This is a genomic window from Lentzea indica, assembly GCF_012184385.1.
Classification (GTDB): domain Bacteria; phylum Actinomycetota; class Actinomycetes; order Mycobacteriales; family Pseudonocardiaceae; genus Lentzea; species Lentzea indica.
The window spans coordinates 1-18978 of the sequence record NZ_VSRL01000172.1 but is presented as its reverse complement, the minus strand read 5'-3'; the positions used below and the strand labels follow the sequence as shown (position 1 = coordinate 18978).

At 68.5% G+C, this 18978-nt stretch carries 20 protein-coding genes and 2 pseudogenes; 8 read left to right on the top strand and 14 right to left on the bottom strand.

The window, feature by feature from the left end:
- The 3 genes from FXN61_RS33990 to FXN61_RS33980 form a co-directional block, all read right to left on the bottom strand.
- Nucleotides 1–1733: ATP-binding cassette domain-containing protein (locus FXN61_RS33990; protein ID WP_223165702.1), on the bottom strand; the 1733-nt coding region annotated here is incomplete at its 3' end.
- A gap of 37 nt (nucleotides 1734–1770) precedes the next feature.
- Nucleotides 1771–2412 (bottom strand): mycothiol-dependent nitroreductase Rv2466c family protein, encoded by a 642-nt coding sequence (locus FXN61_RS33985; RefSeq protein ID WP_167978052.1) that lies wholly within the window; start codon nucleotides 2410–2412, stop codon nucleotides 1771–1773.
- 53 nt (nucleotides 2413–2465) lie between these two features.
- Entirely contained in the window at nucleotides 2466–3104 is a 639-nt protein-coding gene (locus FXN61_RS33980) for a mycothiol-dependent nitroreductase Rv2466c family protein (protein WP_167978051.1), read from the bottom strand.
- A 148-nt stretch (nucleotides 3105–3252) separates the two neighbouring features.
- On the opposite strand from FXN61_RS33980, the gene FXN61_RS33975 reads away from it, so the two are divergent.
- Entirely contained in the window at nucleotides 3253–3687 is a 435-nt protein-coding gene (locus FXN61_RS33975; protein ID WP_167978050.1) for a MarR family winged helix-turn-helix transcriptional regulator, read from the top strand.
- Here the strand turns inward: FXN61_RS33975 and FXN61_RS33970 are convergent.
- The 5 genes from FXN61_RS33970 to FXN61_RS33950 are packed head-to-tail and all read right to left on the bottom strand — an operon-like array spanning nucleotide 3647 to nucleotide 8082.
- On the bottom strand, nucleotides 3647–4357 hold the full coding sequence (locus FXN61_RS33970) for a class II aldolase/adducin family protein (protein WP_167978049.1): 711 nt from the start codon (nucleotides 4355–4357) through the stop codon (nucleotides 3647–3649). The two genes, FXN61_RS33975 and FXN61_RS33970, sit on opposite strands and share 41 nt — an antisense overlap.
- Nucleotides 4357–4989 (bottom strand): MBL fold metallo-hydrolase, encoded by a 633-nt coding sequence (locus FXN61_RS33965; RefSeq protein ID WP_167978048.1) that lies wholly within the window; start codon nucleotides 4987–4989, stop codon nucleotides 4357–4359. The genes FXN61_RS33970 and FXN61_RS33965 overlap by 1 nt, the downstream gene beginning before the upstream one ends.
- A 15-nt stretch (nucleotides 4990–5004) precedes the next feature.
- Entirely contained in the window at nucleotides 5005–6096 is a 1092-nt protein-coding gene (locus FXN61_RS33960; protein WP_188135792.1) for an alcohol dehydrogenase catalytic domain-containing protein, read from the bottom strand.
- A gap of 5 nt (nucleotides 6097–6101) precedes the next feature.
- Entirely contained in the window at nucleotides 6102–7094 is a 993-nt protein-coding gene (locus tag FXN61_RS33955; RefSeq protein WP_312878186.1) for a hypothetical protein, read from the bottom strand.
- A gap of 31 nt (nucleotides 7095–7125) precedes the next feature.
- Nucleotides 7126–8082, bottom strand: a complete 957-nt coding sequence (locus FXN61_RS33950; protein ID WP_167978046.1) for a TAXI family TRAP transporter solute-binding subunit — start codon at nucleotides 8080–8082, stop codon at nucleotides 7126–7128.
- Between the two features lie 40 nt (nucleotides 8083–8122).
- On the opposite strand from FXN61_RS33950, the gene FXN61_RS33945 reads away from it, so the two are divergent.
- Nucleotides 8123–8581, top strand: coding sequence for a MarR family winged helix-turn-helix transcriptional regulator (locus tag FXN61_RS33945; RefSeq protein ID WP_167978045.1), 459 nt, complete (start codon nucleotides 8123–8125; stop codon nucleotides 8579–8581).
- A gap of 1 nt (nucleotide 8582) precedes the next feature.
- Here the strand turns inward: FXN61_RS33945 and FXN61_RS33940 are convergent, their stop codons facing one another.
- The 3 genes from FXN61_RS33940 to FXN61_RS33930 all read right to left on the bottom strand — a co-directional run bounded on the left by FXN61_RS33940 (nucleotide 8583) and on the right by FXN61_RS33930 (nucleotide 10481).
- A complete protein-coding gene (locus tag FXN61_RS33940) occupies nucleotides 8583–9140 on the bottom strand; it encodes a pyridoxamine 5'-phosphate oxidase family protein (protein WP_167978053.1) in 558 nt (185 codons plus the stop codon).
- The gene (locus tag FXN61_RS33935; protein ID WP_167978044.1) at nucleotides 9140–9508 is read right to left on the bottom strand and encodes an antibiotic biosynthesis monooxygenase family protein; all 369 of its coding nucleotides are present in this window, start codon (nucleotides 9506–9508) and stop codon (nucleotides 9140–9142) included. Before FXN61_RS33935 ends, FXN61_RS33940 begins: the two co-directional genes overlap by 1 nt.
- 307 nt (nucleotides 9509–9815) lie before the next feature.
- A complete protein-coding gene (locus FXN61_RS33930; protein WP_246292342.1) occupies nucleotides 9816–10481 on the bottom strand; it encodes a GntR family transcriptional regulator in 666 nt (221 codons plus the stop codon).
- A gap of 117 nt (nucleotides 10482–10598) precedes the next feature.
- Between FXN61_RS33930 and mhpA the strand changes: the two genes are divergently transcribed.
- Genes mhpA through FXN61_RS53175 form a run of 4 tightly spaced genes read left to right on the top strand, consistent with a single transcriptional unit; the run spans nucleotide 10599 to nucleotide 13908 of the window.
- Nucleotides 10599–12101, top strand: coding sequence for a bifunctional 3-(3-hydroxy-phenyl)propionate/3-hydroxycinnamic acid hydroxylase MhpA (gene mhpA, locus FXN61_RS33925; RefSeq protein WP_167978042.1), 1503 nt, complete (start codon nucleotides 10599–10601; stop codon nucleotides 12099–12101).
- Nucleotides 12102–12117: 16 nt separating this feature from the next.
- On the top strand, nucleotides 12118–12975 hold the full coding sequence (locus FXN61_RS33920; protein WP_167978041.1) for a fumarylacetoacetate hydrolase family protein: 858 nt from the start codon (nucleotides 12118–12120) through the stop codon (nucleotides 12973–12975).
- Between the two features lie 4 nt (nucleotides 12976–12979).
- Nucleotides 12980–13444, top strand: coding sequence for a VOC family protein (locus tag FXN61_RS53180; RefSeq protein ID WP_246292341.1), 465 nt, complete (start codon nucleotides 12980–12982; stop codon nucleotides 13442–13444).
- Nucleotides 13396–13908: a VOC family protein gene (locus FXN61_RS53175; protein ID WP_312878185.1), complete on the top strand. Its 513-nt coding sequence runs from the start codon at nucleotides 13396–13398 to the stop codon at nucleotides 13906–13908. The genes FXN61_RS53180 and FXN61_RS53175 overlap by 49 nt, the downstream gene beginning before the upstream one ends.
- Nucleotides 13909–13933: 25 nt before the next feature.
- On the opposite strand, the gene FXN61_RS33910 is transcribed toward FXN61_RS53175, so the two are convergent.
- A complete protein-coding gene (locus tag FXN61_RS33910; RefSeq protein ID WP_167978040.1) occupies nucleotides 13934–15274 on the bottom strand; it encodes an aspartate aminotransferase family protein in 1341 nt (446 codons plus the stop codon).
- A 79-nt stretch (nucleotides 15275–15353) separates the two neighbouring features.
- Nucleotides 15354–15836: an Lrp/AsnC family transcriptional regulator gene (locus tag FXN61_RS33905; RefSeq protein WP_198680641.1), complete on the bottom strand. Its 483-nt coding sequence runs from the start codon at nucleotides 15834–15836 to the stop codon at nucleotides 15354–15356.
- Between the two features lie 162 nt (nucleotides 15837–15998).
- On the opposite strand from FXN61_RS33905, the pseudogene FXN61_RS33900 reads away from it, so the two are divergent.
- Together FXN61_RS33900 and FXN61_RS33895 are read left to right on the top strand one after the other, a co-directional pair.
- Nucleotides 15999–17443, top strand: a pseudogene (locus tag FXN61_RS33900) (gamma-aminobutyraldehyde dehydrogenase).
- A 13-nt stretch (nucleotides 17444–17456) separates the two neighbouring features.
- Nucleotides 17457–18491 carry an agmatinase family protein gene (locus tag FXN61_RS33895; RefSeq protein ID WP_167978039.1) on the top strand — a complete coding sequence of 345 codons (1035 nt, stop codon included), beginning with the start codon at nucleotides 17457–17459 and terminating at the stop codon, nucleotides 18489–18491.
- Nucleotides 18492–18567: 76 nt separating this feature from the next.
- Here the strand turns inward: FXN61_RS33895 and FXN61_RS33890 are convergent.
- A pseudogene (locus tag FXN61_RS33890) lies at nucleotides 18568–18978 on the bottom strand (hypothetical protein); the annotation flags it as partial.

Below are 18978 nucleotides of genomic sequence, written 5' to 3'. Positions count from 1 at the left end.
CGACCGGCCGCCGTCCGAGCGCGGGATCGAGGCCGACGGCTGGCCAGCACCTCCTCCACGCGGGCGTGTCGCCGGGGTCGAACCCGGCCGCGGACGCGATCTCGGTGTCCGACCCGCCCGCGCATCATCTGCAAGCGCGCGGCCTGGAACGACAGCGCCACCGACCCGACCTGCTCCGACATCGGCCTGCCGTCGAGCAGGCAGCTGCCTGTCGTCGGCTCCAGGAGACCGGCCATGACCCACGCGAGCGTCGACTTGCCCGACCCGTTGAGCCCGTGGATCAGCACTCCGTCGCCCTCACCGATGACGAGGTCGATGTCGCGCAAGGCCGTTGAGGCCCAAGGAGTTCCGCTGCCGTACTCGTGACCGACGCCGTTGAGCTCCAGCAGCTTGGCTCCTGAGTGGACGACGGGTGCCGGACCGGTCTGCGGCCGGGGCGTGGTGACCACCATGTCGAGGTTGTCGTCACCCGTCAGGTTGAGGACGCGGTCAGCGGTGCGGGCCTCGTCGTCGTAGTGGGTGATGTGGACCAGCGCCATGTCGTGGTCCTGGGTCAGTCCGCTCAGCATGTCGATGACCGTGTCGCGGCCGTTCTGGTCGACCATGCTGGTGATCTCGTCCGCGATCAGCAGCCGTGGCTCGCGGGCGAGCGCCGCGGCGACGGCCAGCCGCTGCAGCTCCCCACCGGACAGTCCGCTGGTGTCCCGCTCACCGAGACCGCCGAGCCCCACCTCGGCGAGCAGCCGGTCGACGTCGGTGGTGACACCGGGAGGAAGTCCCCAGACCACGTCGTCGACCACTCGGGTGCCGAGCACCTGGCTTTCCGGGTGTTGCATGACCACCGCGGTACCGCCGTGCTGCCCCAGGCCCACCGCTCCGGGGCGGACGACCGTCCCCGAGGTGGGCGTGCGGCCGGCCAGCAGCAGCATGAGTGTCGTCTTGCCCGACCCGTTGGCCCCGGTGACGGCGAGGTGCTCACCGGGAACGACGGTCAGGTCGAGCGGACCGACCGCGTCCTGGTCGCAGCCGGGATAGCGGACACACACGTCGTGGAACTCGACGGGAACGGGTGCGACGAGCCGGTCGTCGGCGACGGCGTCCAGCTTGTGCACGTCGGGCACTCCGCCCAGCCGCTTGAGCATGCGCGACAACGCCCACCAGCCGACCATGCTGACGAAGGTGCTGAGCAGGAGCGTCGAGGTGGCGACGAACACCATCCAGTGCGCCTCGAACGTCGCGACGAGACTGCTCATCCCGCGGCCGATCGAGCTGAACAAGGGCACGATGCTGATGATGTTCGCGACGCCGTCGACGTAGGCCCTGATGTTGTCGAAGACCAGGTCCCGCAACCGGCTCAGCACCATCAGCAGGCCGACACCGCCCACGGCGAACAGCGAGCCGGCGACCAGCGCCGCGGCGAAGGCGGTGACGTTGCCCTGGCCGCGGCGCTTCATGATGCCCACCAGGCCACCGAGATAAGCGCCGATGAAGACGACGAACAGGCCACCCATGCCGACGACGAGGAACGAGAGGACGATTCCCGCGACTGTCGCGGCTCCCAGCGCGCGGAACCGGTGGCGGTAGGCGACCAACGCCATCGGCACCGTGCTGAGGACCGCCAGCCCCGCCCCGAACGGCAGGGCGACGGCGCTGACGGCGATGGCACTGCAGAGCGCGGCCATCACGGCCGCGTGCGCGAGTTCACCAGGGTGAAGTGGCTTCTTTCGAGGCACGGTAGACACCTTCTCGGTCGCCTGGACTCCTGGCCGGTCAGACCACCTCGGGCCTCAGGTCCTTGGGCTGGTCGCGCTTGATCTCCCAGAAGTGCTCGTGCGAAGCGAGGGTCACGACCGCGTCCCACAACTTGCCCGCCTCCTCACCGCGGGGGATCCGCGAAAGCACCGGACCGAAGTAGGCCACCCCGTTGACGTGGATGGTTGGGGTGCCGGGGATGGCGCCGGGAACGTCCGTGCCCTCGAAGGTGCTCTCGCGCAGCGCCGCGTCGTACTCGGTGGAGGTGGCCGCGTCCGCCAGCACCGCGGGCAGACCGACCTCGGCCAGCGCCTCCTTGATGATCGCGTCGAAGTCGTTCTTCAGGAGGTCGCCGAAGCTCTTGTTACCCGCGTGGTGGATGCGGGAGCCCAACGCGGTGTAGAGCGGCGTCAGCACGTCGCCGCCCACAGTCACCTCGGCGGCCTTCGCGACGCGAACCGGTGCCCACACCTTCTTCTCGATGTTCGGGTCGTCCAGCTGCGGGGGCAGGTCGCCCTCGTTGAGAATCGCGAGACACATCAGGTGGAACGTCAGGTCGATGTCGCGCACCTGCTGCGCCTCCAGCACCCAGCGGGAGGTGATCCAGGCCCAGGGGCAGAACGGGTCGAACCAGAAATCAACGCGGTCTTTCGTGGCCATGACCTACTCATCCTTTACAGGTTGGAAAAACGGACGAACAAAAAGGGAGGGGTTCAGTCGAACTCGGGCTCGAGATCGCCGCGGCTGCGCTTGAGCTCCCAGAACTCGGGGTAGGACGAGACCGTCACCGCGGCGTCCCACAACCTGCCTGCCTCTTCACCGCGCGGAATGCGCCCGAACACCGGCCCGAAGTACGCGACACCGTTGATGTGCAGCGTCGGCGTGCCGATACCGGCGCCGGGAACGTCCATGCCCGCGCTGTTGCTCTTGCGCAGGAGCTCGTCGTACTTGTCCGACGTGGCGGCCTCCGCCAGCTCGGCCGGCAGGCCGACCTCGGCCAGCGCCTCGTCGATGAGCTTCTTGAAGTCCCGCGCGACGACGTCGTGGAAGCCCTTGTTGCCGGCGTGGTGGATCCGCTTGCCGATCGCGGTGTACAGCGGCCCCAGGATCTCGGGACCCTCGGCCTGCTCGGCGGCGATCGCCACGCGCACCGGAGCCCAGACCTTCTTCATCATCTCCGGGTCCTTCAGCTGGTGCGGCAGATCTCCCTCGTTGAGGATCACCAGGCTCATCACGTGGAACGACACGTCGAAGTCGCGAACCTGCCGCGCCTCCATCACCCAGCGGGATGTGATCCAGCTCCACGGGCACAGCGGGTCGAACCAGAAATCGACCCGAGACTTCTCAGACATGGGACAGCCCTCTCCCGATCAGGATGAAATGAGTGGGTTTCTGTGACGACGTCACACTTCATGTGTATCAACGTACTTGATATGTGTCAACTTGCTTGATGGTTGCGCGGCCGAGCCCGGCTCCGACTCCGATTCGCAATGTGTCAACATGGTTGACGTGCACGACTACGAGAACCAGCCGCTGGGTTATCTGCTCTACCAGGCGGTGGCGACACTGCGTCCCCACGTGACCTCGGAACTCCGGCCGTTGGGGATCGGCCTGCCGGAATTCGTGTGCATGCGAAACCTGTCCATCTGGCCTGAGCAGTCCAACGCCGAACTCGCCCGCCGGGCCAGCGTGTCGCCGCAGGCGATGAACATGGTGCTGCGCGGCCTGGAGGAACTGGGTGTGATCACCCGGCCGGTCTCGGTGTCGTCGGGCAAGGCGCTCCCCGCCCGGCTGACCCGCAAAGGCCACGCCCTGCTCAAGCGAGCGGAGGCCGCCGTGCAGGCAGCCGACGAGCTACTGCTGTCGAAGCTCAGCTCCACCGAACGCAGTGAGCTCAAGCGACTCCTTCACGCGGTGGACTCACCTCCCGCCTGACCAGGTAGCGCCAGCCGGCGTGCAGCTGCTCGGAGTTCCACACCTGGTCCCGCTTGAACACCGTCTCGGCCTCGTCGGACCACGTCACCGGTCCGCCCGCGGCCATCGCGAGCAGCTGCGTGCGGCAGGCGCGTTCGAGCAGAACCGAGTACATGACAGCGGTTTCGACGTCCGGACCCACCGTCACGGCGCCGTGGTGGGGGATCAGGATCGCGTTCGCCTCCGCGAGGCTGTGCGCGAGCGCCTGCCCCAGTTCCGGAGTGGCGATGAGCGCGCCGGTACCGAGGAACCTCGGCAGCTGCGGGTGTGTGAACGGGACGGCGTCGTGGGAGATCGGCTTCAGCGCGCGGTCCAGCGACGCGAACGCGGCGAGCGCGGGTGCGTGGGTGTGCACCACCGCCCGCACGTCCGGGCGCCTCGCCACGATCTCGGTGTGGATCGGGTACTCCAGATGCCGCCGGCCGGCTCCGTCGAGCACCGTCCCTTGTGGAGATACGAGAACGACGCGGTCCTGGTCGACCTCCTCGAATCCCCATCCCGACGCCTTCATCCAGACACCGCGGCCGTCCGGGTCGCGGACGGAGGCATGTCCCCACACCATGTCGCCCAGTCCCGCCGCGGCGAGCGCATGGCTCGCCTGCGTCACGAGTTCCCGCACGGCCTCTGCCATCAGAGCTCCTGCGGGACGGCGTGGTCGACAACGACGACTTTGGTCCCTCGTGGCGCGAGGTTCGCCAGCAGCTGCTGGTGCAACCGCTGGTGCACCGGCGCGAGGCCGGCCTGGTGGATCGGGACGGCGACCCGAGGTGACACCGCACGGAGGTAGTCGATGCCCTCGCGGATCTTCATCCACGGTCCCCCTGCGGGGACGAGCAGCACGTCGACCGGTCCGTCGACCGGGTCGAGCGCGTCGCCGGGGTGCAGCACTGCACCGTTGAGCAGGTAGCCGTTGTTGTCCGACACCGCCAGATCGGGGTGGATGCAGGCGTGGACGCCGCTTCCGGTCACGGTGATCCCGACACCGGCGATCGAGAGCTCGTCCCCCGGTTCCGCGACGGTCGTGTTCATGCCGGCAAGCACGTGCGCGGCACCGGGACTGTGCACGACCGTCGCTTGTGGACTGCTCTCCAGCAGGTAGCGCAAACGGTCCACGTCCAGGTGGTCGGCGTGGCTGTGGGTGATGAGAACGAGATCGAGACCGGTCAGGTGCTCGAACCCGATGGAGTAACCACCGGGGTCGATCAGGACTCGCTGCGGCAGTTCGAGCAGGACACAGGCGTGTCCGTAGTGCGTCAGACGCATTGCTGCTCCGCAAGGTCAGGGGTGGACGACGGTCATCCACATCGGTTCGGCGCGGCGTTGCATCAGGTCGACGGCCTTGACCGCGTCGGTGAGCGGGAACCGGTGGGTGATGAGGTCGTCGGCGACCAGTGCGCCGGTTTCGAGCAGCCGCAACACTTCCTGTGCGTCGTTGCGGGTGCATGCGCGCGTTCCCACGAACCGAGAACAGTTGATCATCAGGGCGATGGACGGCAACTGCAACGGTGTGGTGTTGGCTCCCATGTGGACCAACGCGCCACCGGTCGCGAGCGCGCCCATGGCCTGTGCGGTGGCCGGTCCGTCCGGGATGTAGTCGAGGACGGCGTGCGCACCGGCCGGGACGAGTTCGCGAAGCCTGCGGGTGAGCCCGCCGGTCACCGCCCAGTCCCCCGGCAGCTCGTCCAGCGCAACGACGTCGGTGGAGATCCCACCGGCGAGCTTGGCCACGGCGGCGAGCCGATCCGCGTCACGTCCCACGAGGACCAGGCGGGCGATGCCGAAGTGCCCGGCCAGCCGGACGGTCGCGGTGCCCATGGTCCCGGTCGCCGCCGTGACCACCACGGTCGACGCCGAGGGCAGATCGGCGCATTTCAAGGCGCGCAAGGCGTTCGCGATGTCGTGGACCTTGGCGGCGACGTCGAAGCCGACGGACTCGGGTACCCGGTCGGCCAGCCAGTGCGGGATGCGCACGTACTCCGCGATTCCGCCGTTGTGGTACTCGTTGTAGAGCGGCATCGCGATGTCGCCGAACGCGGCGTGGCCGAGCATGGACTGCTCACGGCACATCATGTCGCGGTCGCTGCGGCAGTACTCGCACCGCCCGCAGTTGAGGTTCGGATGCACCCGGACCCGGTCGCCGACGGCGAAACCGGGGACGTCACCGCCGACCGCGGCGATCGTGCCCGCGGCCTCGTGTCCCAGCGTCGTGGGCAGGTGCTTGAACGCGCCCATCTGCAACAGGCGCATCATCCCTGGCGCCAGTCCGGCGGACGCCACCTTGACGACCACGTCGAGCGGACCGGGTTCGGGAACGGGAACTTCTTCCAGGACGAGCTCATCGGCATCGCGATGGGCTCGCAGGGCGAGCATCGTGGTCACGCGTGGACCTCCTCGGTGAGTCGGGCAAGGCTTTCGGCCGTGTACGGCTGCGCGGTGCGCGCCGTCTCGGCGACCTGTGGGAGTTCGTTGTGCGAGAGCAGACTGATGTACTCCCCCGCCTCGTGCGTCACGCTGGCGTGGGCGAGGCCGAGCGGGATCCGGACGAAGTCGCCCGGCCCGAGTTCGGCGACACCGCGCTGGGTGAGCAGCGTCCGGTGACCGCTGACCTGGTACTGGATCTCGTCGGCGTCGAGCGTGCGCCGGTACCGCCGCTGCTTCCCCGGCGTGACCCTGACCATGCCGAGGCGAGTGCGCTCGGTGCTGTACAACCACGTGACGCCACCACCTTCGGCACGCAGCACGTTCATGCGCGCGTCCTCGCGGTGGACGTGGTCCAGCAGTCGCTGCTCGTCGATGGGGAAGACCGTGATGTCGTGGCCGACCGCGCCCATGCACTGGGTGATGGCCTCGTTGGTCGCACCGGGCTGCCATCCCTCGAACGGCGGGAACACCGGCTGGGACTCGCGGACCGGTGGCACCAGTTCGGTGACCGGCGCGGGCAGGTAGAACACCAGGTGGCTTTCGGCCCGGCCGTAGTTGTCGTGGCCGACGCCGCGCGGGATGCGGGAGAACTCGCCAGGCCGGTGCTCGATCACGCCGAGCTCGGTCATCAGCGTGCGTTCACCGTCGATCTGGTACGACAGCTCGTCCACGTCGCAGTTGCGGTGGTAGAACGGCTGACGGCTGTCCATGGTCTGCCACTCGACCCGGATCTCGTCGTTCTCGTAGACGCCGCGCGGCGGTGCGAAGGGCTGGGAGCAGTACTGCTGAGGGAAGTGCACGACCGGCAACAGTTCGTGGTCGCGCCACAGTTTGATCGGCACCTTCGATGCGTGCGGGGGCGACAGCAACGAGTACTCGTCCCGGAGCACGCTACGCAACGGCTGTTCCCGCGCCATGACCATCACGTCTTCGACGACTGGCTGCACAGCGACCTCCTTTCGTTGGTTGATCTTCGGGTCATGCGGCGGGTAGCGCCTCGTAGTAGCGCGCAGCGCCGGGGTGCAACGGGATCGGGGTTCGTCCCATCGCAGGCGGATCCAGCGGATAGGTGACGGGGCTGCGCTCCGGCGGCAGGTGGTGGTACTGGGCCTCGAGCAGGTGCCGGGTCTCCCCGAGCACCCACGCCACCGCGTAGGCCACGTCCTCGTCGAGATCTCTCGACGTCACCACCAGGAAGTCGGAGAAGTCGAGCGTCCGGAACGCGTCCGCACCGGGGAAGTACCCGTCGGCGACGGTCGCCGCGGGCCAGCCGTAGTCCGACTCGAGTGCCGTGAGCACGTCGTCCTCGACCGGGAGGAACCGGTAGTCGGGCGCGAACCGTTGCCAGTGCGGCAACATCACGGCCTCGTGGGCGATCGCGTTCGCCCGGCCCTCCAGCACGTGGTCGAGCGACTCGAACGGCCGCTCGTCTTCCAGGAACCGCCCGCCCCAGCCGACCACGTCGACGCCCGCGCGATCCAGGATCGCGTGCGCCGCCAGACCGACGTGGTTGATCCCGTCGTTGACCGATGTGGCCAGCCGCAGTACGGGTTCGCGTTCCCGAAGCTGTGCGAAGGTGGTGATCTCCAGCGACCGGTGCACCGCCACGACCAGGCGATCCCGTTGCGGGAGAACGCCGAGAGCACGCAGTTGCGGGAACTTCTCCTCGGCGTAGATGCCGCGCCCGTCAAGCGCGGCGGTCACGAACGCCGCCGGCGTGGTCAACGCGATGTCGACCTCGCCGTGCCCCACCGCGCGCACCGCGTCGGCGCTGCCGCGGCTGTTCCAGGTCGCGATCCGGGTACCCGGCCCGGCCCTGTCGGCCAGCTCCTGGGCGACCCACCCGCAGATCCGGTGCAGGTTCGCCGTTCCCCAGTCACCGCGCAGGTGCAGGGTCAGCGGTCGATCGATCTTCGGTTCTTCTGGGCGAGTCACCGGCAGTCATCCTTTTCACGCCTGTGATATGTCTACTTCCATGGACACCACACGACTTCTGCCCGACACCGAGCTCCCAGGGGATCTCGCCAGTCTCGTGTGGACACTGCAGCGGACGCTGCTCAAGGCAAGAAAGCCACCAGAGGGACAAAAAGTGCGTCCCAGGGCCCAGGTCGAGCTCCTCCAACTGGTCACCGACCAGCCGGGCATCAGCGTGCGAGAGGCGGCCGAGACGCTGCGCATGCAACCCAACAACGTGAGCAGCCTGGTGAGCGTCCTCGTGAACGACGGTTTCCTGCAGCGCGTGGCCGATCCCGCCGACCGCCGTCTCATCCGCCTGCAGCCGACGGAGCAGATGCACCGAGCCCGGTCCTATGTCGACGCGGAACTGCACAACGACATCGCTGCCGCACTCGCCGAACTCCCCGCCGCCGCGGCCAAGCGGATCCGCGCGGCCATTCCCGATCTGTGGGCACTGGTCGAGAAGCTGAACGAGTGAGTCATCCCCGTACGGCGAGCAGGTCGCCGTACGGGCGCACCGCGGTGATCTGTGAACCGTCCTCGGCGAAGTCCACGACCACCCGCCACCTCATCCGCACCCGGTTGTCGGCCCAGACGGCCTCGTCAGGGTCGATCCGGAAGAAGATCTGCTGGCTCTCGGCCGGCAATTTCGCCTTGGTGTACAAACCCGACCTGTCCGCCCAGGGAAACTGGGCCCGGCTGAGCTCGATAGCGTGCTCGATCTCGCCGAGATCATCCACGAGCACGGCGCGCCCCTTGACCTGAAGCGAACGCGTCAGTTCGCGTTCGTCGTAGCCACGAGCGGGCAAATGGCTGGCCGCATAACTCACGCGCGGATTCGCGAGCATTTCGCCGTACTTGCGCGTGCGCACGAACGTGTGCATGTAAACCCTGAAGCCATCCGCGGCGATGTGCATGACCGAGGCGGACGGCGAACCGTCGGACGCCACCGTCGCCAGGGTGACGATTTCCTGTTCGCGCAGCAGTTCGGTGATCGCGTGCCCGATCTCGGCTGGCGACGGGTCCTGGGCGGCCATCACGCCACGCACACGTTCGGGACGGCGATCTTGCGCTCGAGGTGCGGGTACGCCACGGTGCCGTCCGGGTACAGGGCGAGGATGTCCTGGAAGGCCTTGCTCTGGAAAGCGGCCTTGAGCTGCGCGGCGGACTCCCACACCGCGACGTTGGTCACCACGTTGCTGCCGACCCCGCAGTAGAGCTGAGCCGAGACGTAACCGGGCGAGGCCTTCATGACCTCCGAGTCCAGGCGCCACGCCTCGACCACTCCCTCGTGCGCACCGTCGGGGTGGACCATGGTGTTGATCACCACGACCGGACCCGAGTCCGCCTCGTCGAGCTGAGCGAGGAAAGGATGAGCCGGATCAATGTCCTTGAGCTCGACCATAAAGTGCACCTCCGCTTGTTTCGATTCACCTCAATAGCTCTACAACTAGATATACCGAAGTCGACTGGACGCGTCAACGACGCGCCTGTCGTACATTTGCAGTCAGTCGACTCAGGGTCACATCAGGGAGAACCCTGATGCCCGACACGAGCTCCGCACCCAACACTGGACAGCGGGCAGGATCGATCGCCCAAAAATCAATCAAATCAATTGGCTGTCCCGCGCACGAACAATGGATGCGGGCTCGACCACCGTGGTGATCGAGTCCGCATCCACTGTTTTCAGTTGAGGCAGGAGCCTCCCGGCGTCAGGCCTCCGGCCCGTCCGTCGCGCCACGGATCAGCAACTGAGCGGTGTGAGCGATGTGATCACGCAGCAACTCAGCGGCCAGATCGGCGTCACGGGCGATCGTGGCGTCCAGCAGCGCCCGGTGCTCTCCCGCCACGTCGCGTTCACGGCCGAACGCGACCGACCACTGGAGGTACAACTCGGCCTCTTCGCGCAGCGACCGCGCAATGGCGAGCATGCGCCGGTTGCGGCAGCCGGCGAGCAACGAGGCGTGGAAGGCGGCATGCGCCGAAGACCACGCATCGGAAGGATGGGTGTCATCGTCGGCGGCGAAGAACGGCGTGCGTTCGAGCACATGATGCGCCGCCACCGCGCCCGCCTCCCACGTCATGTCGCCTTCTCGCACCGACAGCCGCAGGACCAGAGGTTCGATCTCCACCCTGGCCTGGGTGAGCTCGGCCAGACCTTCGTACGACAGCGGTGTCACGCAGAAACCCTGATGCGCCTGCGTCCGCACGAATCCGTCGGCCACCAGCCGGGTCAGCGCCTCACGCGCCGCTCCGACGCTGGTCTCGTAGTTCTGGGACAGCTCGGGGAACTTCAACCGCTGCCCCGGCACGAGCCGCCCGCCGAGGATGTCGGTGCGCAGCCGCCGATACACGTCGTCCGCCCTGGTGCTGGCCATGCGGCCGACCATACCGGCTCTCCGAGAGAGTTACGAGTCTCGGGCTGACTTTCGAAAGTTTGTTGACAAGTCGAATCTGGGCCGCGTAGTCATGAGGTCCCGACGTCTGGAGGAGACATGCCGGACTCACATCACGACGTGGTGATCGTCGGCGCCGGGCCGGTGGGCCTGGCCCTGGGACGCATGCTCGGTCTGCGCGGTCACGACGTGCTGATCCTCGAACGGTGGCCGGAGCCCTATCCCCTGCCGCGCGCCGTCCACTTCGACGACGAGATCGGCCGCGTGTTCGGGTCGATGGGCCTCACCGACGAGGTCCGCGCGATCTCGCAAGCCGTGCCGGACCACTACGAGTGGCGCAACGCCGCCGGAGAGACGCTGGTGCGCATCGACTGGTCCGGCACCGGGCCGAACGGCTGGCCTGTGGCGAACTTCTTCTCCCAGCCCGACCTGGAGCGCGTGCTCACCGACGCGGTGCAGGATCTGCCCAACGTCAAGCTGCTGCGCGGCGCGGAAGTCGTTGGCATCGAAGAACTTCCGGACCAGGTCGTGGTCACTCACGGCAAGCAACGCCGCAGTTTCGCCCGGTACGTCGTGGGGTGCGACGGCGCCAACAGCTTCGTGCGCGAGCGCATGGGTGCGACGGTGCGGGACCTCGGGTTCTTCTTCGACTGGCTGATCGTCGACACCGTCCCGCTCGACCGGCGCGAGTGGTCGCCGCAGAACTGGCAGCTGTGCGACCCGCGCCGCCCCACCACCGTCGTGTCCGGTGGTCCCGGCCGCAGACGGTGGGAGTTCATGCGGCTGCCCGGCGAGTCGCGCGAAGAGCTGAACTCCGCCGCGAAGGCGTGGGAACTGCTGGAGCCCTGGGGACGCACCCCGGAGAACACCACGCTGGAACGGCACGCCGTGTACACCTTCGCGGCCAGGTGGGCCGACCGGTGGCAGGCGGGCAGGCTCGCGATCGCGGGTGACGCGGCCCACCAGATGCCACCGTTCGCCGGCCAGGGCATGTGCTCGGGTCTGCGCGACGCGGCCAACCTCTCGTGGAAGCTCGACCTGGTCCTGCGCGGTGAGTCCGGCCGCGCACTCCTCGACACCTATACCAGCGAGCGCAGCGTCCACCTCCAGCACGCCATCTCGCTGTCGGTCGAGCTGGGACGGGTCATCTGCGTGCTCGACGACCAGCAGGCGGCCGAGCGCGACGCCCGCATGATCGCGGGTGGCGCCGATCCCGCCGCGGTGCTGCCGGTGACGGCGTTGCCGCTGCTCGGGGACGGAGTGAAGTTCCCGGGATGTCCGCTGGCGGGCACCCTCGCACCGCAGTTCCCGGTGCTGCGCGACGGCCGGGCCGTGCTGCTCGACGACGTCACCGGCCCCGGCCCGGTGTTGCTGACGCTGTCCGCCACCGACATCGACCCGCGGTTCAAGGAGATCGGCGGCCAGGTGTGCGTGCTCGACCCGACCGGCACGCCCGACGCGACCGGTGCGTGGAGTTCCTGGTTCGGCGCGCACGGCATCGCGGCCGCGTTGCTCCGTCCCGACCGCTACCTCTACGGCACGGTGGCCGACCTCGTCGGCACCACCCGGCTCACCGCCTGTTTCGCCGACCGCCTTCGTTGATCCCGGGGAGTTTCCCTTGCGCATCGCCAACCTCGACCACCGCGCCGTGCTCGTGCTGGACGACGAGCACGCCGTCGACATCGCCACCGCCTCGAACGGGCGGTTCGGCCCCGGCCTCCCTGCCGTGTACGACGCCTGGGACCAGGTCGTGGCCTGGGCCGCCACTCTCGGCGAGACCGAGGTGGTGAGTCTGGACAGGACAGTGCTGGGCCCGCCGTCACCGTCCCCTCGCCAGGTGTTCGCGGTAGGCCTCAACTACCGCGCCCACGCGGCCGAATCGGGCCTCGACGCCCCTGCCGGACTCCCACCGGTGTTCACCAAGTACGTCTCCAGCTTCACCGGACCGGACAGCGTCGTCACCCTGCCCGCCGGCAACGTCGACTGGGAGATCGAACTGGTGGTGGTGATCGGCCGCGAGGCGCACAACGTCGCCGAATCCGACGCATGGGCGCACGTCGCGGGCGTGACCGCGGGACAGGACCTGTCCGAGCGCATCTCCCAGCTGCGCGGGCCGGCGCCCCAGTTCGGTCTGGCCAAGTCCTTTCCCGGCTTCTCCCCACAGGGTCCGTGGCTCGTCACCCCTGACGAGTTCGCCGATCCGGACGACCTGGAGCTGGGCTGCGCTGTCGACGGCGAGCAGGTGCAGAAGGCCCGCACCCGCGACCTGATCTTCCCTGTGCCCCGGCTGGTCGCGGAGCTCTCCCGCACCGTGACGCTGCATCCCGGCGACGTGATCTTCACCGGTACCCCGGCCGGCGTGGGCATGGGACGCGAGCCCCGGCGGTTCCTCCGCGCGGGCGAGACGCTGCACAGCTGGGTCGAGGGAATCGGTGAGCTGCACCAGCACTTCGTCGAAGCCACCCACAGGAAGTGATCACATGGCACTGCACGGACTGGGCAAGGTCACCATCGGCGTGCCGAACGTCGCCGAGACCATCGCCTACTACGAGGACTTCGGCCTGGAACGCTTGGGCGACGGGCGGTTCGCCACGCGTGACGGCGGCGAACAGCTGGAGATCGTCGCCGCGCCACTGCGACGCCTGGTGCTGCTGACCGTCGCCGCCGACGACCCCGACGACATCGGCGCGATCGCGGCACGCCTGCGCCGCCTCGACGTACCCTTGACCGCCGACATGACCTCGTTGCACACCAACGATCCCGCCACCGGCACCGCGGTACGGGTCGAGGTGCGCTCCCGTGTGGCGTTCGATCCACCCGTCGCCGCCACCCCGTACAACGGTCCCGCCGCATCGAACGATGGGGCCGTGCTCCGTTCACCACACGCCCTCAACGGGTGCAGCCGCGCAAGCTCGGCCACACCGTGCTCGGCAGCACCCACCTGAGCACGACGATGGCGTTCTTCGCCGACGGCTTGGGCTTCAAGGTCAGCGACCACGTGGAAGACAGGGCCGCGTTCCTGCGCTGCTCGGCCGACCACCACAACGTCCTGGTGATGGCCTCCCCTGTCACGTTCCTGCACCACACCAGCTGGCAGGTCGACGACATCGACGAGGTCGGCCGCGGCGCCCAGGCGATGCTGGAGGACAACCCGGAACGCCACGTGTGGGGCCTGGGCCGTCACTACGCCGGCTCCAACTTCTTCTGGTACCTGCGCGACCCGGCGGGCAACTTCTCCGAGTACTACTCCGACATGGACTGCATCCCGGAGGACGAGCTGTGGACCCCGGAGGTGTTGCACGGTCTGCAGGGCCTCTACGCGTGGGGACCGCCACCGCCCCCGTCGTTCCTGCACCCGGACGACCTGGCCGCGCTGATGACCGGAGCGCACTCTCCGCGATCCCGGTGAGCCCGGCTCTGTGCGAGATGACGCACTAGATCAGCTTCCAGGCACCTTCCAGCGCGTGCCGGATGATCTGCTCCATCTCGTCGAACTGGGCCTGCTCACAGATCAGCGGCGGCGAGAGCTGAACAACCGGTTCGGCGCGATCGTCGGCACGGCAGTACAGACCGTTGTCGAACAAGGTGGTGGACACGTACCCCTTGAGGATCCGTTCGGACTCCTCCGCGGTGAAGCTCGTCTTGGCGTCCTTGTCCTTGACCAGTTCGATGCCGTAGAAGAAGCCCGTACCTCGGACGTCGCCGACGATCGGCAGGTCCCGCAGCTTGTCCAAAGTGGACTTGAACGCGTCCTGCTCGGACAGCACGTGCTGGTAGATGCCATCACGCTCGATCAGGTCGAGGTTCGCGAGCGCCACCGCGCACGACACGGGGTGGCCGCCGTAGGTCGAGCCGTGCATGAACACCGTGCCGTCCTTGCGGAACGGCTCCATCAGCCGCTCATCGATGAGAACGGCGCCGAGCGGGGCGTAGCCGGACGTGAGCCCCTTGGCGGTGGTGATCATGTCGGGCTGGTACCGGTAGCGCTGGGCACCGAACGTGTGACCGAGACGGCCGATCGCGCAGACCACCTCGTCCGAGACCAGCAGCACGTCGTGCCGGTCGCAGATCTCGCGGACCCGCTGGAAGTAGCCGGGCGGCGGAGGGAAGCATCCGCCGGTGTTCTGCACCGGTTCGAGGAACACGGCCGCCACGGTGTCCGCGCCCTCGAACAGGATGGCCTGCTCGATCTGGTCCGCGGCCCACCTGCCGAACGCCTCGTAGTCGTCGGCGTGTTCCGTGGCGCGGTAGAAGTTGGTGTTGGGCACCCGGATCGTGCTGGGCACGAGCGGTTCGAAGTCCTTCTTCAGCGCGGGCAGACCGGTGATCGACAGGGCGCCCTGCGAGGTGCCGTGGTAGGCGAGCGACCGGCTGATGACCTTGTGCTTGGTCGGTTTGCCGGTGAGCTTGAAGTAGTTCTTGGCGAGCTTCCACGCCGTTTCGACGGACTCGCCGCCGCTGACGGTGAAGAAGACCCGGTTGAGGTCGCCCGGCGCCTCGGCGACCAGGCGCTCGGCGAGCTCGATCGCCCTCGGGTGAGCGGCTGACCACAGCGGGAAGTAGGCGAGCTCCCTCGTCTGGCGGGCCGCGGCCTCGGCGAGCTCCTCGCGGCCGTGGCCGACCTGCACGGCGAACAGGCCGGCGAGTCCGTCGAGATACCGCTTGCCCTCGGTGTCCCAGACGTACGCGCCTTCTCCGCGCGCGATGACGGGCACGGCGTGATCGTCGGCGGCGGAGTGGCGCGTGAAGTGCAACCAGAGATTGTCAAGCGGCATGCCTACGTTTATCGCACATGGAACGTGCGATAGCAAGTGAATCAGTAGCAGTATCGTCCAAGCGCAACGAAATCCGCAGTCAGCGGGTGCCCCACTGGTAGGACTGCTTGCGCAGGGAGAGGTAGACGAGCACCTCGGTGTCGGCCACGCCCGGCAACGTCCGCACGCGACGGGAGATCAGGTCGAGCAGAGCGGCGTCGTCCTCGCACACGACCTCGCACAACACGTCGAACCGGCCCGCGCAGATGACGACGTACGCGACCTCGTCGATCTCGGCGAGCGCGTCGGCCACCGGCTCGATCGGGCCCTGCACGTTGACCGCGACGAGCGCCTGGCGGAACAGCCCGACCTGCAACGGATCGGTGACCGCGACGATCTGGATCACGCCGGCGTCCGACAGGCGTTGCACGCGTTGACGCACGGCCGCCTCGGACAGTCCCACCGCCTTGCCGATCGTCGCGTACGCCCGCCGCCCGTCCTGCTGGAGCTGCTCGATGATCGCCTTCGAGACGTCGTCGATGATCAGCTGATTGCGGTCGTCCGCGGGGCTCGTCCTCTTCACGGGCACAAGTATGACCACGCGAGATCACCCGCACGTTCCAGACACGGCGTCGACGACGGATCCGGCCGCACCGATCGCAATCAAGCTACGGTTCCGGTAGCTTGAGCACATCTATCCTACCGAATCCGTTGTCAACATGCCCGCCGACCGAGGAGAAGCACCGTGAGCGACAGGCTGGAACTGCGCAACTTCGTCGGCGGCGAGCACGCCGGCACGGTCGAGGACCACCGCGCGGACCTGATCGACCCCGCGAGCGGTGAGGTGTTCGGGAGTGCGCCGGTCTCCGGCGCCGAGGACGTCGACCGCGCCTGCCACGTCGCCGCGAAGGCGTTCGAGACCTGGGGCGAGTGGACTCCCGCACAACGGCAGCGGGCGCTGCTCGCGTTCGCGGACCTGGTGGAGGAGCACGCCGACGAGCTCGTGCGGGCGGAGAGCCGCAACACCGGCAAGCCGATCGGGCTCACGGCGAGCGAGGAACTGCCCACCGCCGTGGACCATCTCCGGTTCTTCGCGGGCGCCGCGCGGGTGCTCGAGGGCAAGGCCGCCGCCGAGTACCTGCCCGGCCACACCAGCTTCGTCCGGCGCGAGCCGATCGGCGTCGTCGGTCAGGTCACGCCGTGGAACTACCCGTTGCTGATGGCGGTCTGGAAGATCGCCCCCGCGCTCGCGGCCGGCAACACGATCGTGCTCAAGCCGTCCGACACGACCCCGGTCACCACGCTGCGGCTGGCAGAACTCGCCGCCGAGGTGCTGCCGGCCGGGGTGTTCAACGTCGTGTGCGGCGGCCGGAAACCGGGCGGGCCCTGGTCGAGCACGAGATCCCGCAGCTCGTGGCGATCACCGGCTCGGTGCGGGCGGGCAGTGCGGTGGCGACCTCGGCCGCGCGCGACCTCAAGCGGGTGCACCTCGAGCTCGGAGGCAAGGCACCGGTCGTCGTGTTCGACGACGCCGACGTCGAGGCCGCGGCCGCCGGGATCGCCACGGCGGGGTACTTCAACGCGGGCCAGGACTGCACCGCCGCGACCAGGGTGCTCGTCGGACCGCGCGTCCACGACGACTTCGTGGCCGCACTCACCGAACAGGCCAGGCGCACGACCACCACCTTCCTCAAGGGCGCCGAGGACCCCGACGCGCTCGTGCCGCCGGTGAACAACGCCCGGCAGCTCGCCCACGTCACCGGATTCCTCGACCGCACGCCCGCCCACGCCGAGATCACCGCGGGCGGCCGCCGCCAGGGCGACCGGGGTTTCTTCGTCGAACCCACCGTCGTGACGGGACTGCGGCAGGACGACGAGATGGTGCAGCGGGAGATCTTCGGCCCGGTCATCACCGTGCAGCGGTTCACCGACGAGGACCAGGCCGTCGCCTGGGCCAACGGCGTCGACTACGGCCTCGCGTCGAGCGTGTGGACCCGCGACTTCGGACGCGCCATGCGGATGAGCAAGCGACTGGACTTCGGGTGCGTGTGGATCAACGCGCACATCCCGCTGGTCGCCGAGATGCCGCACGGTGGCTTCAAGCACTCCGGCTACGGCAAGGACCTCTCGCTGTACGGATTCGAGGAGTACACCAGGGTCAAGCACGTCATGGCCAACATCGAGTCCTGACAGGAGAGACGCCATGAGCCGCTACGGCGCCCAGTTCGGGCCGGACGTCACCTTCCTGGGCGTCGAGCGGTGCAGCCTCGACGACCCGGACTCCTTCGCAGGAGCCGATGTCGTCGTCCTCGGCGCGCCCTTCGACGGCGGCACCTCCCACCGGCCCGGCACCCGCTTCGGCCCGCAGGCCATCCGCACCACCGACTACCTCCCCCACGACGGGTCGCGCCCCAGCCTCGCGCTGCGCACCGACGGGCTGCGGGACCTGCGCGTGCTCGACGCCGGTGACGTGGAGATGTACTCCGGTGACATCACGACCGCCCTGTCGGCCCTGGAGAGGGCGGTCGAAACCGTGGCACGTTCCGGTGCGATCCCGGTCATCCTCGGCGGCGACCACTCGATCGCCTTCGCCGACGCCAAGGGCATCGCCAACGTAATCGGGCACGGCCGGATCTCCATGCTCCACTTCGACGCGCACGCCGACACCGGTGACATCGAGTTCGGCTCCCTGTGGGGACACGGCCAGCCGATGCGCAGGCTGATCGAGTCGGGGGCGCTGCGCGGAGACCGGTTCCTGCAGATCGGGCTGCGCGGCTACTGGCCCCCGCCCGAGACGCTGGACTGGATGGCGGCGCAACGCATGCGGTCCTACGAGATGACCGAGATCGGGCACCGTGGCCTCGACGCCTGCCTGACCGAGGCGTTCGGGATCGCTCTGGACGAGTGCGAGGGCGTGTTCCTGTCCGTGGACATCGACGTGTGCGACCCCGGCCACGCACCCGGCACCGGAACACCGGAACCGGGCGGGCTCTCCGCGCGCCAGCTGCTCGACTCGGTCCGCCGGATCTGCCTGGAGCTGCCTGTCGTGGGCATCGACGTGGTCGAGGTGAGTCCGCCCTACGACCACGCCGACATCACGGCGGCGCTCGCCAACCGCGTGGTGCTGGAAGCGCTCTCCGCGATCGCCCGCCGTCGCCGTGACGCCACGGACGGCACCCGCTGGGACCCGTCACTGCCGCTGCTCGCCGACCGGCCGTCATCGCCGGACGAGCGCTGATCCCGCCCCGTTGTGCGTCCTCGCGCGGTTGCCACGCCGGGTCGGCAGCGGCGGCTTGCCCCGACCTGGCTGACAGTCAGCGAACCAACGCCTCAGCGCCCCGGTGCACCACCACGCCGCCGATCGACACCAGCGCCATCACCACGCCGTGCCCAATGCCGCCGGACTGTTCGGCACCGTGCACGAAGTTGAGCACTGCGGCGATGGCGGCGAACACCCACGTGCCGGTGTGCAGCCACGCCGTGGATCGGCCGGCGCGTGCCGCGATCGGCACGGCGAACGCGAAGACCCACATGGCGCCTTCGGAGAACAGCGGCAGCAGCACCCCGGCCGGTCCGAAGATCTTGACGCCGTAGACGGCCATCGCCGTCCAGGCCAGCACCGCCGGAACGACGATGACCGGGATGAACATCAGGTCCATCACGTGCGCGCGGACCCAGCCGGTGAGCTTGGCCCGTGCGGCGTCGCGGCGGTCGCGGACGGCCTG

Coding starts and splice junctions, on each gene's coding strand:
- FXN61_RS33985 (WP_167978052.1), bottom strand. CDS start 2,412: ATGGCCACGAAAGACCGCGTTGATTTCTGGTTCGACCCGTTCTGCCCC.
- FXN61_RS33980 (WP_167978051.1), bottom strand. CDS start 3,104: ATGTCTGAGAAGTCTCGGGTCGATTTCTGGTTCGACCCGCTGTGCCCG.
- FXN61_RS33975 (WP_167978050.1), top strand. CDS start 3,253: ATGGTTGACGTGCACGACTACGAGAACCAGCCGCTGGGTTATCTGCTC.
- FXN61_RS33970 (WP_167978049.1), bottom strand. CDS start 4,357: ATGGCAGAGGCCGTGCGGGAACTCGTGACGCAGGCGAGCCATGCGCTC.
- FXN61_RS33965 (WP_167978048.1), bottom strand. CDS start 4,989: ATGCGTCTGACGCACTACGGACACGCCTGTGTCCTGCTCGAACTGCCG.
- FXN61_RS33960 (WP_188135792.1), bottom strand. CDS start 6,096: ATGCTCGCCCTGCGAGCCCATCGCGATGCCGATGAGCTCGTCCTGGAA.
- FXN61_RS33945 (WP_167978045.1), top strand. CDS start 8,123: ATGGACACCACACGACTTCTGCCCGACACCGAGCTCCCAGGGGATCTC.
- FXN61_RS33940 (WP_167978053.1), bottom strand. CDS start 9,140: ATGGCCGCCCAGGACCCGTCGCCAGCCGAGATCGGGCACGCGATCACC.
- FXN61_RS33935 (WP_167978044.1), bottom strand. CDS start 9,508: ATGGTCGAGCTCAAGGACATTGATCCGGCTCATCCTTTCCTCGCTCAG.
- FXN61_RS33930 (WP_246292342.1), bottom strand. CDS start 10,481: ATGGCCAGCACCAGGGCGGACGACGTGTATCGGCGGCTGCGCACCGAC.
- mhpA (WP_167978042.1), top strand. CDS start 10,599: ATGCCGGACTCACATCACGACGTGGTGATCGTCGGCGCCGGGCCGGTG.
- FXN61_RS53180 (WP_246292341.1), top strand. CDS start 12,980: ATGGCACTGCACGGACTGGGCAAGGTCACCATCGGCGTGCCGAACGTC.
- FXN61_RS33910 (WP_167978040.1), bottom strand. CDS start 15,274: ATGCCGCTTGACAATCTCTGGTTGCACTTCACGCGCCACTCCGCCGCC.
- FXN61_RS33895 (WP_167978039.1), top strand. CDS start 17,457: ATGAGCCGCTACGGCGCCCAGTTCGGGCCGGACGTCACCTTCCTGGGC.